The sequence below is a fragment of the Shewanella sp. P1-14-1 genome (assembly GCF_001401775.1).
GTDB classification, from domain to species: domain Bacteria; phylum Pseudomonadota; class Gammaproteobacteria; order Enterobacterales; family Shewanellaceae; genus Shewanella; species Shewanella japonica.
In genome coordinates this window covers 32,657-47,704 of the sequence record NZ_LKTL01000029.1, presented here as the reverse complement: position 1 = coordinate 47,704, position 15,048 = coordinate 32,657, and the positions used below count along the sequence as shown (strand labels likewise).

Below are 15,048 nucleotides of genomic sequence, written 5' to 3'. Positions count from 1 at the left end.
AAAAGGAATAATTATGACTACTACATATGGTGGCTGGGCCGGTTATATTTTAAGAGTTAATTTAACTACAAAAGTTATTACTAAAGAAACAACAGAAACCTATCACGATTATATTGGCGGAATGGGAATCGGTTATAAAGTTTTATGGGATGACCATGTCGACGGAATTAAAGCAACTGATGAAGAAAACCAATTAGTTATTTCAGCGGGGCCATTAAGTGGCTCAGGTGCAATATGTTCGGCTAGAACAACGATTACTTCTCGTAACCCTGTTATTCGAAATCACTTAATCACTGATGGCCACTTTGGCGGTCACTTTTCACCAGAGCTTAAATTTGCTGGTTACGATGCAATTATTATTGAAGGTAAATCAGAAACCCCTGTATGGCTAAAAATTGTTGATGACACTGTCACCCTCGAACCCGCAGATTCTTTATGGGGAGTAGGCATATTCGATACCTTTGCCAGCATCAGTAAATTAATGGGACAACAAGCTCAGGTTGCAGCAATTGGCCCTAGTGGTGAACACCTTGTAGCTCAATCAACTATTCAAACTCAAGGTGGCCATTCAGCAGGCGGTCATGGGGCTGTACTAGGCTCTAAAAAACTTAAGGCCATTGGTATTATTGGCACTGGTACAGTCGATATCGCAGAATCGACAACCAATGAGCAATTACGTGCATTAGATGACCATATTCTTGGGATCATTGGTGCTAACAATCAAGGAGTTGTTCCTAATCAGCCGCAATCTTGGGCAGAGTATAGCTCTACAGGCAGTCGTTGGCGAGGCGGTCCAGGCGTCACATGGGGAGCTGCAGACAATCCTGTTGATGTGGGTGAAACACCATGGGATGACCGCCAAAAAGTAGGCATGCGCACCTCAATGGCCGAAATGTATTTTGGCCGTGATGAAGCCAATAAAATCTTTAAACGTCCAGGAGGCTGTCACTCTTGCCCTATTCGCTGTTTTTGTGAAGTTAAAAACCCAAAAATGAAAACCGAATACAATCTGCCAACTGAAAACATTACCAATGTATGTTTAGGTTTTCTCGATCCTTGGTACGCCATGGGGAAACCAAGCAATGGTGAAAAACGAACCGACATTCAAACGGTTGGTGCCTATTATATGGATGATAATGGTATTTGGAGTGCTTACGGCCAACTGTCCCATTTAATGCGAGAGTTTACCGCCCGCGGCTTTTGGGAAATCATTCTACCAGCTGAAGAATATGCTGCGATTAATTGGGCACAATACGCTGATCTCGATGCGCATTTTATGCAAGATTTCTATACCCGTATTGCCTACAGTGAAGATTATCCTGGCTCAAATATTCTAGGGCGCTGCCTAGGCCGTGGCTTACATGAATTCATTAATGAAGATGGTGAACTGTACAACGTTGAAGATATTCTTAATGAGGTAGAATCTCCTCGTATGGCGGAATTGACCTTCGAGTTAGAATCTGATGCAAATTATGATTTAGTCGGTAAAACCTACAGTGTATTTCTCGATAAAAACATGAAAGTGTTTAACCGTTCTATGGTGGGTGGCGTTCACCACGCCAGTGAATCAGCAGGTCAAGTAGGAGCACTGCTAAACACAGTATTTAACCGTGATCCGCAATGTCACTCGCACATCAACTTAATTAACTGTGGCCTTCCCCACGCCAAGATCGCCGAAGTAGCCGCGTCACTATGGGGCGAAGGCGCATTTGATCCAGTTCAACATTACACAGCAATGAACACCTCCAAAGCAAAATTTGCTAAATGGTGTTTAGTGAAAAATGTATTACATGATTCATTAACCCTATGTAACTGGATGTTCCCACTCGTTGTCTCACCAGATGCCAATCGAGACTATATCGGTGACAGCTCAATCGAAGCACAAATGTTCAGCCTTGTCACAGGTATTGAAACATCAGAAGCCGAACTGGACGCCATGGCAGAAAGTGTCTTGCAATTGCACCGCGCACTTACCGTGTTGCAAATGAATGAAATCGATCAGCGAAATAAACATGATGTCTTGTCTGAATGGGTTTATGACTTAGATCATGACAAGAATTTCGGCGACGAAGGCACGATTAAAATGGATCGAGACGATATCCAAATAGGCTTAGACATGTTTTACGCTGAAATGGGCTGGGATAAGGATACTGGCGTACCGACTCGTGCAACATTAGAAAAATTCAAACTGGGTTACGTCGCTGACAAGCTAGAAAGCTTGGCGTTGTTACCAGCATAGGTAAATCAAATATGATTGAACTGGTTGATTATATTCGCTTGCTAAGTAAGGACGGTCGTCTGGTGACGGCCGAGCAAGTTATTGCTGTCGCAGGCCTTGATGTAGAAATAGAAGATGTTGAACTCGCTCATCAACAATTGATTGAAGATAGCCAATATCACGATATCGCCATTATAACGGGAGAAAAAGAGCACTATTTTTATTCTAAAAGGTTCATTGTAAGAAGTTACGCCATCCAATGGATTGGGGTAAAAGATGATAAGTTAATTGAAACAATGGCGGATTATATTCGCCGTTATTCAGCAATGGGCGAACTCGTTGCAGCGGTTAACTTTAGCTATCCACCTTATAAACTTGAACTCAGTGAATTAACGACATTAATTGATAAATTTAGCCAAACAGAGGGGTGTGAAGACATTCATTTTCAAGCCGATGCCAAGAATCATGAAACCCAAACTCATGGTTATTACTTCTCCATAAAAACCATGACCAACACTTATGCCAAAGTGTTGGCTGACCATGATCCATTTGAGTGGTCTGCTTAGGTAAACGTTATTGCCTTATATGCCGTTTATAAGGCAATAACACCCCAATAAAATCAATATAGGCTAAATTTCTTATTTATATTTAGCCAGTTTAGCTATGTACAGAATAAACTTTTGACTGATTTTCGCTAATCTTATTCGTTAGTTAACACTTCAAGAATAAAAACGCCGCTTTATCGTGACTAAGGTAAAACTTATCTAGTTTTTAACTCCTAAATTACCTCCTAGTTGGTACATTACTCATACATGATTCCAACTAAGTGTGATATATGAAGCCAACAACTACACAAGAAAGTCTTCTGCATCTTGATTACATGACTTTGCTGGTATTTCTTCGACTTTACGAGTTTCAAAGCGGTAAACTCACAGCTGAGTCATTTAACGTTCCCCAATCAAAAATAAGTCGTTGCCTGTCTAGGTTACGAGAAGCTTTTGATGATCCCTTGTTTATCAAAAAAGTGTCAGGCTTAGAAATAACCGATAAGTCTCAGCGCCTTTACCCTATCCTTAAACGTATTGAAATCAACCATATCGATCTTGCACAAGAAATAGATAAAAGCATCGAAACACTTAACAGTGAAATTGTCATTCATGCGCCTTCTGGTTTTACAAATGGCGTGCTAAGGAAACTGTATAACTGCCAATGTAATAACGCGTGTATGAAACCCTGCGTTAAATCTGCAGTATTGCAAGACAACGGCGCAAATGACGAAGAAATGTTATTGAATAGTCATTGCGACATCGTCATTACCTGCAATCCGTCCATTCATGTTGGCATACAAAGTCAGAAAATTTGTGAAGTTACCGACACCTTTGTAGTCGCAAGAGAAAACCACCCAATTTGGGATGAGATGTATAAGCCAATTTTAGATCGTGTGCTTAATTACCCTGTAATTTTGACTGAAGTGCTGCATTTTAATAGCGAACTTGAAGCGACACCGCTAAAACAGTTTGCCGATTCTCGTCAAAGAGAATTACTCGTTGCCGCTAAAACAAACAACCTCAATGAAATTTCTGACTTCTTAGTCGGCACTGACGCTATTACTTTAGTGGTATCTCAAGGTGCGGTAGATTATTTAACCCATGATGACACCATCAGAGCGCAAATTGTCCCACGAAAAGAACGTGAAGAATTAATGCGTAATAAGCCCAATATGACGCTCTACATGCAAACCAGAAAGTCTGAACGTAAGCTATCTGAATGTGTAAAAAACAAAATTGCCGAGCTAATCACCACAGGAGCAAATGGCTGCATTAAAGCTTGTCAATTTGAGCGCTAAAATGATTGCCAGATTGTTAGTTAACCTAATACAAATAAACAAAATACCAGAAAGACTAATAAGCTAAATACTGAAACCTTACTCTATACACCAGCCACAATGGCTGGTGTTACCGTGCTTTGCCATCGCTTCCCTTTCAATCACAAAACACGCAAAAGCCATCGCAAGGCCCATTTCTAAATACACCTGACAACTCGAGATACTGGTTCCGTAAGATTTCAGCAGTAATCTCTTCACCGGCCCATGGTTTAAATAACATTGTTATTATTCACTCAGATTTGACACTTGTTTGGAATGTCCGCAAGATAATTTGAGCTTTTGCTCTTTTCTCATCCAATCGGTTGAAAACAGCAAGAAATTTATCGATAAAAATAACACAGAAACAACGTTAAGTTTTCTTGTTCGTGTTTAATCAGAATGGAATCAAGATGCATAGACAAAATATCATTATCACAGGGGCAAGCTCAGGTTTAGGTCAAGGTATGGCCATAGAGTTTGCTAAACAAGGCTGCAATCTAGGACTTTGTGCTCGTAGAACCGAACGATTAGATGCATTAAAAAGTCAAATCGAGTCGATTAATCCAAACGTCAACGTCTGGTTATTACCGCTAGATGTCAATGACCATCAACAGGTGTTTGACGTTTTTGAGCAATTTACTCAGTTAATGGGGCAAGTTGATCGCATCATAGTGAATGCAGGTATGGGAAAAGGTGGCTCAATAGGCACAGGATTATTTGAAGCCAATAAACAAACTGCACAAACTAATTTCATCGCTGCTTTAGCTCAGTGTGAAGCTGCAATGAGTATATTCCGTAAACAAAACGCGGGCCACTTAGTCACAGTTTCCTCAATTAGTGCACTGCGAGGTTTTAGACGAGCAATGACCGTTTATGCAGCAACTAAAGCAGGATTAAGCTCGCTTTCCGAAGGCATGCGGTTAGATGTAATGAATACACCGATTAAGGTTACTTGCGTACACCCTGGTTACATTAAAACAGAAATTAACGATCACGCCGATGGGGCATTATTTATGGTCGATGCTGAAACAGGCTGCAAAGCGATGGTCAAAGCAATCAATAAGGAACCTGCAAATTGTTATGTGCCGAGTTACCCTTGGGCGATGATTCAATTAATCCTCCGTATATTACCTGATAAGTTTTTACGTAAAATGAGCTAGAAAATCGCTTACTTTTCAGCTTGTCGTCATATGTTGTTTACACTAAACCGCAAACACAAAAGAGCAATAAAACAACACATTGCAGATATATCAAACTAAAAGCGCACAAAACTGTTCATTAAATAATTTGATACCAGTTCATAAAAATTAAGTCAGAAACATAAAAAAGAGAAGCGTAAAGCTTCTCTTTTTTTATGTTCAAAATACTGAAACAGGATTACTTTAGCTCAGTAATATTAATCGAGCCTTTGCCATAGGTAGGATGGCCTTTTTGTTGTTCTTCAGGTAATTGATTTATGCAGTAATTAATATAAAAAATATTAAAAATTACCGTGAAAAACTTATTCATCTTGTAATCAATATCGAAGTTAACGTGAGCATAATCTTGAATCGCCGCTCTGGCACGAAAAGACCAAAAAACATAAAGACCAAATGCGATCAGCAGCATCATATTTCCGACAAATCCGAATAATCCCATATCACTGTGGGTTAGCACGCCGCCAAGGCCAAAACACACAGCAATAGTTATCACGAAGCTATCGTCAGCAGTGCGAATTGAGGTGATATCATCCATTTTAGGGTATTTCGCAAACAACCAAAGAATGGGATAAATACCGCCAGTGAATACCGTCAACCAAAACAAACGACTTGTTTTAGTGTTAATTTTTTCAGGCAATTCTTTAATATTGGAAATCATGAATGCTAAAACCTTTTTAATCGAATAAGCTGCTAACAAAAACGGATTGTATTAGCTTATTATAAAACTAAATTGCAGTCGTTATTATCATGCAAAGTAAAATTAAATAATAAAATCAGTGTTTAGCTCTCATTTTAGACTAATAATGTCGCTTCGCCAGTCATGCCATATTTAGTCACTTTTTAGCGACAAACCCGCAGCATTACACGAGATTTCAGGCAATTATTCATCAAGGCGCAAAACTCATCAAAAAAAGCTGAGCGTAGATTAAGCTCAGCTTGCTCCCAAACGCATATTCTTGTCACAGCTATACCACAGTGTAACTTAAGAGGCTGTGAGCTCCTTTGCTAACGCATCGGCATATCCCATCTTAGTTAACGCTGAGCGCACAATATCTAAAGTCATGGGATCTTCGATTGTGGCAGGCACAGTAAAGGCACTATTGTCGGCAATTTTACGCATCGTCGCCCGTAATATTTTACCTGAACGGGTTTTAGGCAGCTTTTGCACCGCACTCACCAATCTAAAAGAGGCAACAGGACCTATTTCATGGCGAACTAAGGCTAATAACTCCTTATATAATTGCTCATCAGAAATATCGACACCATTTTTTAATACCACTAACCCTAGAGGCACTTGGCCTTTAAGTTTATCTTGCACACCAATCACTGCCGCCTCAGCCACAGCATCATGTTGACATAACACTTCTTCAAATCGACCTGTCGATAAACGGTGCCCAGCAACATTGATGATGTCATCGATACGACTCATAATATAAAGATACCCGTCTTCATCGATGTAACCAGCATCACCCGTTAAGTAATAACCGTCATACATGGATAAATAACTGTCGACGTAACGGCTGTCGTTATTCCAAAGCGTGGTGAGATTTCCTGGCGGTAATGGCAATTTAATCACGACATTACCGCTTTCATTGGCAGGCACTTGCTCACCCATAGCATCAAGTACTTCAACTTGGTAACCCGGTACTGGCCTTGCTGGCGATCCTGCTTTAACTTCAATAGGATCGGCTCCCATTAAATTGGCAGCAACTGGCCAACCAGTTTCAGTTTGCCACCAATGATCAATCACTGGCTTGTTCAACTTTTCTTGCGCCCAGTAAAGCGTATCAGGATCGCAACGCTCACCCGCTAAAAAGACTTGCCCAAGACAAGACAAATCAACGCCGTCTAATCCATCACCATTAGGGTCTTCTCGTTTAATTGCGCGAATGGCCGTAGGAGCGGTAAAAAAACTTTTAACGTTATATTGTGAAATAATTCGCCAAAAAGCCCCAGCATCAGGCGTGCCAACGGGTTTGCCCTCATACATTAAGGTTGTCGCTCCCGCCATTAACGGTCCATAGACAATGTATGAGTGGCCTACAACCCACCCCACATCCGATGCAGCCCAAAATACATCGCCCGCATCAATATTATAAATATGCTTCATTGACCACATCATGGCGACTGCGTGGCCACCGTTATCTCTTACAACTCCTTTTGGTTGCCCTGTGGTACCTGAGGTATATAACACATATAAAGGGTGAGTTGACTCAAGGGGAACACAATCAATTAATGGTGCACCTGCTACTGCTTGCTGCCAATCAACATCGCGCTCACTCAGTAATTCAGCTTGATATTGTGGCCTATTTAAAATGACACAATGATTAACTTGGTGAGTCGCTTGCTCTAACGCTTCATCCAGTAGCGGTTTGTATTTAACAACACCAGATGGCTCGATACCGCATGATGCTGATAACACTAGCTTAGGCTTAGCATCGTTAATTCTAGTCGCAAGTTCATTAGCAGCAAAGCCACCAAAAACGACAGAATGGATTGCACCGATACGAGCACAAGCCAACATTGCATAGGCGGTTTCTGGCACCATGGGCATGTAAATGACGACTCTATCGCCTTTTTTAATACCAATGGATTCCATGTAACCTGCTAAACGACTGACTTGAGATAACAATTCTTTATACGTAATGCTGTAGTGATTTTGAGTCACAGGACTCACATACTCGATGGCAATACGATCGCCATAACCCGCTTCAACATGCCTGTCGACAGCATTAAAACAAGAGTTCATTTTGCCACCAGCAAACCACTGATAAAAAGGGGCATTTGACTCGTCCAACACAGTGTTAAAGGGGGTAAACCAAGTCACTGCTTGTGATGCTTGTTGCCAAAACGTCTGCTTATCTTGTATAGATTGCTGATGCATCTTCATCCCTAATCCAGCCATATGCTATTCCTCTATCAGTTTTTTATTCGCAATTGATATTTTTATTTCTGATCATAATTTTTTCATTATGGCGTGGTTAAAAAATAAACCCTATTAGACCAAGGGATATAGAAATAGCGATAAATCCCGCTGCAATTTGCATAGAAATAATTAACTAACTACCTGAAATTAAAACAGTCGTATAAATTTTCATGATAAACAGCAGCAAAAATTTGCTACACTTAGCCCAATTAAACACAAGCCTTTTCACCTCACCGAAACTGAGATTTTCTCAGTATTGGCAAGCTCAATTTACAACTTCATCAAGCGAAACCCCGTCACAAACCGGCGACAAACTTTACCTTTACGTAAACTTCATATATCTTGCATCAAAAGACGTATTTTTGGTGAGATGATGAGCGCGAACATAAACCCACAATCAACCTATTCAATTAGTGATTTATCAAAAGAGTTTGATATCACGACTCGGAGTATTCGTTTTTACGAAGACCAAGGGCTTATTAAACCTAAACGCCGTGGGCAAACCCGTATTTACAGCTTAAAAGACAGAGTTCGTCTAAAACTGATTTTGCGTGGTAAGCGATTAGGCTTTTCGTTAGCTGAAACCCGTCGGTTATTCGAACTGTATGATGCGGATAAAAGCAGTACGTCACAATTACATACCATGCTCGACTTAGTAGAAGAAAAGAAAGCTTCGCTGCAGCAGCAAATGGATGACATCAAAGTCGTACTCATGGAGCTGAATTCTGCAGAGCAGCAATGCCGAGCGGCGCTAGAACAAGATTAAATAATTGGGGGGAGCCCCCCTCAAAGCATCACAATTAACAACTAAGCTCAAAACGTCGCACTCATCGACTCGATATAACGTTAAACCAAGCAATTAGTCACTAAGAACTGATGCTTAACCAATACAAAGCTCAACATAAAAATTATAAGCCTAAGAAACAACATAGTTTCACGGTAAAAGTACCTAATATTCAACAGGACACAAGACAATGACATCACTCTACACAAGCCTTAATTTCGGCCTGGGCGAAGACGTGGATATGCTTCGCGACGCCATCAATGATTTCGCAACAAATGAAATCGCACCAATTGCTGCGCAGGTCGATCAAGACAATACATTCCCTAACCATATGTGGCCAGTATTAGGCGAAATGGGACTACTAGGCGTGACCGTACCTGAAGAGTTCGGCGGCGCTAATATGGGCTACCTTGCTCATGTTGTAGCCATGGAAGAAATCTCCCGCGCATCAGCTTCAATTGGCCTTAGTTATGGCGCACACTCAAACCTTTGCGTTAACCAAATTAACCGTAACGGCAATGCTGCTCAAAAAGCCAAGTACCTGCCTAAGCTGGTTAGTGGTGAGCACATTGGTGCCTTAGCCATGAGCGAACCTAATGCGGGTTCCGATGTGGTATCGATGAAGCTTCATGCCCGTAAAGAAGGCGACCGCTACATTCTAAATGGCAACAAAATGTGGATCACTAACGGTCCTGATGCCGACACTTTAGTGATTTACGCTAAAACCGATATCGATAAAGGCCCTCACGGCATTACCGCTTTTATCGTTGAAAAAACCTTTAAAGGTTTCAGCACCGCTCAAAAGCTAGACAAACTCGGAATGCGTGGCTCAAACACCTGTGAGCTTGTTTTTGAAGATTGTGAAGTCCCAGAAGAAAACATTCTAGGCGGCCTAAACAATGGCGTAAAAGTATTAATGAGCGGCTTAGATTATGAACGTGTCGTATTATCAGGTGGCCCATTAGGCATTATGAATGCGTGCATGGACATCGTTGTGCCCTACATTCACGAGCGTGAACAGTTTGGTAAATCAATCGGTGAATTTCAGCTTATCCAAGGCAAAATTGCTGATATGTACACCGGTATGAATGCAGCAAAATCATACGTTTATAACGTGGCGAAATCATGCGATCGCGGTGAAACCACTCGTAAAGATGCCGCTGGCGCTATCTTATACAGTGCAGAGTTGGCCACGAAAATGGCGTTAGATGCGATTCAATTACTCGGTGGCAATGGCTATATCAATGAATATGCCACAGGACGATTATTACGAGATGCCAAGCTGTACGAAATCGGTGCTGGCACATCAGAAATTCGCCGCATGCTAATTGGCCGTGAACTGTTTAACGAAACAAAATAGTCAAGATAGCAACACGCTATCGTAAGCACATAACCTAAGCCGTTCAAACGGCGGGCATCCGTAACTAATCGGTAAATCGAAAGTGTTTTGCGTAGCGTGGTTGAGAGTTTCCCCCATTGTCTCAGCCATGCTAACGCCTCACTTGATTCAATAAGGATATGCATTGTGACGCAACTGAGCAGCCGTATTAACTCCCGTAGCGATGAATTTAAAGCCAAACATAATGACATGGCTGCCATCGTAGACGACCTAAAACTCAAACTCGCTAAGATTGAACAAGGTGGCGGCCCCGCTGCACTTGAACGTCATCTTTCGAGAGGTAAATTGCTCCCTCGCCAACGTGTCGAAAAGCTACTCGATCCAGGTTCACCTTTTCTAGAAATTTCTCAATTTGCAGCATACGAGGTGTATGATGAAGCCGTTCCAGCGGCTGGGGTCATTGCAGGTATTGGTCGTGTTAGCGGCGTTGAATGTATGATTATTGCTAATGATGCAACAGTCAAAGGTGGAACCTACTACCCCATCACAGTGAAGAAGCATTTACGCGCTCAAGATATTGCAAGTCGCTGTCATCTTCCTTGTATCTATCTGGTTGATTCTGGCGGGGCAAACTTACCGCGCCAAGATGAAGTCTTCCCTGACCGAGATCATTTTGGCCGTATTTTCTACAATCAAGCGCAAATGTCAGCGAAAGGGATCCCGCAAGTGGCAGTGGTTATGGGGCTATGTACCGCAGGCGGCGCATACGTTCCAGCAATGGCTGATGAATCAATTATCGTCAAAGAGCAAGGCACCATCTTCTTAGCTGGGCCACCATTAGTTAAAGCAGCTACAGGTGAAGAAGTCACAGCAGAAGAGCTTGGCGGCGCTGAAGTGCACACCAAAATTTCTGGTGTGGCAGATCATTTAGCGCAAAATGACGATCACGCATTAGAGCTTGCTCGTAAATCCATTGCCCGCCTTAATCATCAAAAAGACATTGCTGCGCAGCTAAGTCCAGTGAAACCACCTAAATTTGATATCAACGAGCTTTACGGCATTGTAGGCACCGACCTTAAAAAGCCATTTGATGTAAAAGAAGTGATTGCTCGTGTCGTTGATGACTCTGACTTTGATGAGTTCAAAGCTAATTACGGTAACACCTTAGTGTGTGGTTTTGCCCGTATTCACGGCTACCCTGTCGGTATTGTCGCCAATAATGGCATTTTATTTTCAGAGTCAGCACAAAAAGGCGCTCACTTTATTGAGCTATGTTGTCAGCGCAAAATCCCATTATTGTTCCTGCAAAACATCACTGGCTTCATGGTCGGTAAAAAATATGAACATGAAGGCATCGCTAAGCACGGCGCTAAAATGGTGACAGCTGTTTCTTGTGCCAATGTGCCAAAATTTACCGTGATTATTGGCGGCAGTTATGGTGCAGGTAACTACGGCATGTGTGGCCGTGCATTCGAGCCAACGATGATGTGGATGTGGCCAAATGCCCGAATTTCCGTCATGGGCGGCGAGCAAGCTGCAGGCGTTTTAGCTACCGTTCGTCGTGACGGTTTAGCTCGTAAGGGACAAGAATGGTCAGATGAAGACGAACAAGCCTTTAGAAAACCCATTGTTGAGCAATACGACAAAGAAGGACATCCATATCATGCGAGTGCACGATTATGGGATGACGGCATTATCGACCCAGCGCAAACACGCGATGTGGTAGGTCTTGCTTTATCGGCGGCACTAAATGCGCCTATTGAAGATACCAAATTTGGTGTATTCCGCATGTAATTGCGGTTTAACAATAGGAGTACATGATGACTGATACAGTGACACTACCGCTTTCTTTTCAACACATCGAATGTCAGCTTAACCAAGGTATTGGTGAGTTAATACTTAATCGTGTTGAAAAGCATAACGCCTTTGATGAAGTGATGATTAATGAAATGATCACCGCCATTGAGTTTTTTGCCAATAACGAAACTTGCCATCAATTAATTCTACGAGCCAACGGGAAAAACTTCAGTGCAGGCGCAGACCTTAATTGGATGCGCAAACAAGCTCAAATGGACTTCGAGCAAAATCTCGATGACGCCCATGAGCTAGCTAAATTAATGCATGTTTTAGACAAATTTCCCAAACCGACCATTGCCTTAGTCAATGGCGCAGCCTTTGGCGGTGCACTTGGCCTTATATGCTGCTGTGATATCGCCATCGCCAATGAGCGTGCAAGCTTTTGTTTAAGCGAAGTCAAACTCGGCCTTATCCCTGCGGTGATTAGCCCTTATGTCGTCAGAGCAATGGGGAACCGCCAAGCAAGACGTTACATGCTCACAGCTGAACGTTTTAGTGCTGACGTTGCGTTAGCTCATCAAGTTATTCACGAAATTAATGATGATTTAGATGCCGCAGCAAAACCCTTTATCGATGCTTTTAACGCGAATAGCCCCCAAGGCATGGCATGGGTTAAAACCTTAGTATCTCACCTCGAAGATGGTGTAATTAACGACGACACTCTTGCCTACACCAGTGAGCAAATCGCCCGTATTCGGGTCTCTGATGAAGGTCAAGAAGGTCTTAACGCTTTCTTTGAAAAACGCCCTGCTGCTTGGACAACTGCCAGCAAAAATAATAACGATAAAAGCCCCCAAGCAAGCACCAAGACTGCTGCACAAGGAGTTCAGTAATGTTTACCAAATTATTAATTGCTAATCGCGGTGAAATTGCGTGTCGCATTATTAACACCGCCAGAGATATGGGCATACGCACAGTCGCTTTATACTCTGACGCTGATGCCAATGCCCGTCACGTTGCCATGGCTGATGAGTCATTTCACATCGGTGGCAGTGCCCCTGCTGACTCATATCTAAAAGCTGATTTAATTATTGATATTGCTAAAAAATCAGGCGCTGAAGCCATTCATCCTGGTTATGGCTTTTTATCAGAAAATGCAGAATTTGCTCGCAACTGTGAACAAAATGGCATTGCATTTGTCGGTCCAGGTAGCGATGCAATTGATGCCATGGGCAGCAAAAGTGCCGCTAAAATCATTATGGGGGCGGCCAATGTACCATTAGTGCCTGGTTATCATGGCGATGACCAAAGCGATGCGACATTACTTGATGAAGCAAAAAATGTTGGCTACCCAATGCTCATTAAAGCCGCTTATGGCGGTGGTGGTAAAGGGATGCGCATTGTTGAAAGCCAGGCCGACGTGCTTGAAGCCATTAACTCAGCACGTCGTGAAGCTGCATCATCATTTGGCAATGACAAACTATTGATGGAGCGCTACCTTCGCCAACCTCGTCACGTTGAAGTGCAAGTCTTTGCTGACACTTTTGGCAACACGATTTACTTATCCGACCGTGACTGTTCAATTCAGCGTCGCCATCAAAAAGTGGTCGAAGAAGCACCAGCACCAGGTCTAAGTGATAGTTTGCGTAAACAAATGGGTGAAGCGGCAGTCGCAGCAGCAAAAGCTATTGATTATGTTGGCGCTGGTACGGTTGAGTTCTTACTTGATACCGATGAAAGCTTTTACTTCATGGAAATGAACACCCGCCTGCAAGTTGAGCATCCAGTGACAGAAATGGTCACAGGGCAAGATTTAGTCAAATGGCAATTGATGGTAGCAAGTGGCAGCGAATTACCTTTGTCTCAAGATGAGGTGCGGGTTCACGGCCATGCTTTTGAAGTTCGTATTTACGCCGAAGATCCCCGTAATGAGTTTTTACCAGCTGCCGGTAAATTAAACTTCCTACGTGAGCCTGATCAAAACCGTCATGTACGCATTGATTCGGGTATCCGTGAAAACGATACCATCAGTAACTTTTACGATCCGATGATTTCAAAACTGATTGTATGGGACGAATCTCGCCCTCGCGCATTGCAGCGTTTAACCCACGCATTAAGCTCTTACCAAATCAGCGGTTTGAAACACAATATCGAATTTTTAGCCAATATTGCCGAACATAAAGCCTTTGCAGAAGCCGACTTTTGCACTGACTTTATTGAGCGTTACTCAAATAGCTTAATTGGCGATGTCACCGATGAAACTGAAAATGCACTGGCATTAGCCGGTCTTTACCAGGTATTGGCCCGTCAACAAGCTGCAAAAATCAATGCCACCAATAGCGATGATCCTTACTCGCCTTGGGGTCAAGTCAGCGGCTTTAGGCTCAACAGTGCCAATGTGCATCATGTTGCATTGCTGCATGTCACAGGCGCAGATGGCGAACACGAACTGCAAAACCTAGTGATAACTGATTTAGGAGACTCGCTGCACCTTGGTTTAAATGGTCAAGCCCTTAAACTGGCTGGCAGCATCAAAGATGAGGTCTTACTGGCTGAAATTAACGGTCATAAAAGTAAAGTACCAGTTAGCCATGAAGGCGATGAGTTCACGCTATTTTTACCTTCTGGTAGTTATCACTTTAAAGCGGTTCTCGCCCAAGAAGCCGAAGAAACAGTTGATAGCGCAGAAAAACTAAAAGCCCCGATGAATGGCACTGTGGTAACACACTTGGTTGAAGTCGGTGAAACCGTCGTTGAAGGGCAAGGGCTTCTAGTCATGGAAGCCATGAAAATGGAATACACCATCGAAGCCCCTTTTGATGGTGTAGTGAGTGAGTTTTATTTTCAAAGCGGCGAGCTCGTCACCGATGGTGTTCAGCTTTTAAATGTCGAACCAACGGCTGACGCCGAACAAGCATAAG

Annotated in this window: 11 protein-coding genes; 9 read left to right on the top strand and 2 right to left on the bottom strand. The window is 42.6% G+C overall.

The genetic code is table 11. The annotated features are described in order from the left end of the window. The first annotated feature begins 13 nt into the window (after window positions 1-13). From AN944_RS18240 to AN944_RS18225, 4 genes are all read left to right on the top strand, one after another. On the top strand, window positions 14-2,239 hold the full coding sequence (locus AN944_RS18240) for an aldehyde ferredoxin oxidoreductase (protein ID WP_055026081.1): 2,226 nt from the start codon (window positions 14-16) through the stop codon (window positions 2,237-2,239). A gap of 11 nt (window positions 2,240-2,250) precedes the next feature. After that, a complete protein-coding gene (locus tag AN944_RS18235) occupies window positions 2,251-2,784 on the top strand; it encodes a hypothetical protein (protein ID WP_055026080.1) in 534 nt (177 codons plus the stop codon). A gap of 269 nt (window positions 2,785-3,053) precedes the next feature. Next, window positions 3,054-4,064, top strand: a complete 1,011-nt coding sequence (locus tag AN944_RS18230; RefSeq protein WP_055026079.1) for a LysR family transcriptional regulator — start codon at window positions 3,054-3,056, stop codon at window positions 4,062-4,064. Between the two features lie 428 nt (window positions 4,065-4,492). After that, window positions 4,493-5,242 carry an SDR family oxidoreductase gene (locus tag AN944_RS18225; RefSeq protein ID WP_055026078.1) on the top strand — a complete coding sequence of 250 codons (750 nt, stop codon included), beginning with the start codon at window positions 4,493-4,495 and terminating at the stop codon, window positions 5,240-5,242. Window positions 5,243-5,459: 217 nt separating this feature from the next. Here AN944_RS18225 and AN944_RS18220 read toward each other — a convergent pair whose 3' ends face one another. Further along, a complete protein-coding gene (locus AN944_RS18220) occupies window positions 5,460-5,939 on the bottom strand; it encodes a hypothetical protein (RefSeq protein WP_055026077.1) in 480 nt (159 codons plus the stop codon). Between the two features lie 324 nt (window positions 5,940-6,263). Further along, window positions 6,264-8,186 carry a propionyl-CoA synthetase gene (locus tag AN944_RS18215; RefSeq protein WP_055026076.1) on the bottom strand — a complete coding sequence of 641 codons (1,923 nt, stop codon included), beginning with the start codon at window positions 8,184-8,186 and terminating at the stop codon, window positions 6,264-6,266. Between the two features lie 394 nt (window positions 8,187-8,580). Between AN944_RS18215 and AN944_RS18210 the strand changes: the two genes are divergently transcribed. The 5 genes from AN944_RS18210 to AN944_RS18190 all read left to right on the top strand — a co-directional run bounded on the left by AN944_RS18210 (window position 8,581) and on the right by AN944_RS18190 (window position 15,047). Continuing rightward, window positions 8,581-8,973, top strand: a complete 393-nt coding sequence (locus AN944_RS18210; RefSeq protein WP_055026075.1) for a MerR family DNA-binding transcriptional regulator — start codon at window positions 8,581-8,583, stop codon at window positions 8,971-8,973. Window positions 8,974-9,181: 208 nt separating this feature from the next. Further along, window positions 9,182-10,351 carry an isovaleryl-CoA dehydrogenase gene (locus AN944_RS18205; protein WP_055026074.1) on the top strand — a complete coding sequence of 390 codons (1,170 nt, stop codon included), beginning with the start codon at window positions 9,182-9,184 and terminating at the stop codon, window positions 10,349-10,351. A 165-nt stretch (window positions 10,352-10,516) separates the two neighbouring features. Continuing rightward, on the top strand, window positions 10,517-12,124 hold the full coding sequence (locus AN944_RS18200; RefSeq protein WP_055026073.1) for a carboxyl transferase domain-containing protein: 1,608 nt from the start codon (window positions 10,517-10,519) through the stop codon (window positions 12,122-12,124). 26 nt (window positions 12,125-12,150) lie between these two features. After that, on the top strand, window positions 12,151-13,020 hold the full coding sequence (locus AN944_RS18195; RefSeq protein ID WP_055026072.1) for an enoyl-CoA hydratase-related protein: 870 nt from the start codon (window positions 12,151-12,153) through the stop codon (window positions 13,018-13,020). Beyond that, window positions 13,020-15,047, top strand: coding sequence for an acetyl/propionyl/methylcrotonyl-CoA carboxylase subunit alpha (locus tag AN944_RS18190; protein WP_055026071.1), 2,028 nt, complete (start codon window positions 13,020-13,022; stop codon window positions 15,045-15,047). Before AN944_RS18195 ends, AN944_RS18190 begins: the two co-directional genes overlap by 1 nt. Window position 15,048 lies beyond the last annotated feature (1 nt).

Bases quoted from the DNA above. Each gene is read 5' to 3' on its own strand.
- AN944_RS18215 (WP_055026076.1), bottom strand. From the start codon at position 8,186: ATGGCTGGATTAGGGATGAAGATGCATCAGCAATCTATACAAGATAAG.
- AN944_RS18230 (WP_055026079.1), top strand. From the start codon at position 3,054: ATGAAGCCAACAACTACACAAGAAAGTCTTCTGCATCTTGATTACATG.
- AN944_RS18235 (WP_055026080.1), top strand. From the start codon at position 2,251: ATGATTGAACTGGTTGATTATATTCGCTTGCTAAGTAAGGACGGTCGT.
- AN944_RS18225 (WP_055026078.1), top strand. From the start codon at position 4,493: ATGCATAGACAAAATATCATTATCACAGGGGCAAGCTCAGGTTTAGGT.
- AN944_RS18240 (WP_055026081.1), top strand. From the start codon at position 14: ATGACTACTACATATGGTGGCTGGGCCGGTTATATTTTAAGAGTTAAT.
- AN944_RS18210 (WP_055026075.1), top strand. From the start codon at position 8,581: ATGAGCGCGAACATAAACCCACAATCAACCTATTCAATTAGTGATTTA.
- AN944_RS18195 (WP_055026072.1), top strand. From the start codon at position 12,151: ATGACTGATACAGTGACACTACCGCTTTCTTTTCAACACATCGAATGT.
- AN944_RS18205 (WP_055026074.1), top strand. From the start codon at position 9,182: ATGACATCACTCTACACAAGCCTTAATTTCGGCCTGGGCGAAGACGTG.
- AN944_RS18190 (WP_055026071.1), top strand. From the start codon at position 13,020: ATGTTTACCAAATTATTAATTGCTAATCGCGGTGAAATTGCGTGTCGC.
- AN944_RS18220 (WP_055026077.1), bottom strand. From the start codon at position 5,939: ATGATTTCCAATATTAAAGAATTGCCTGAAAAAATTAACACTAAAACA.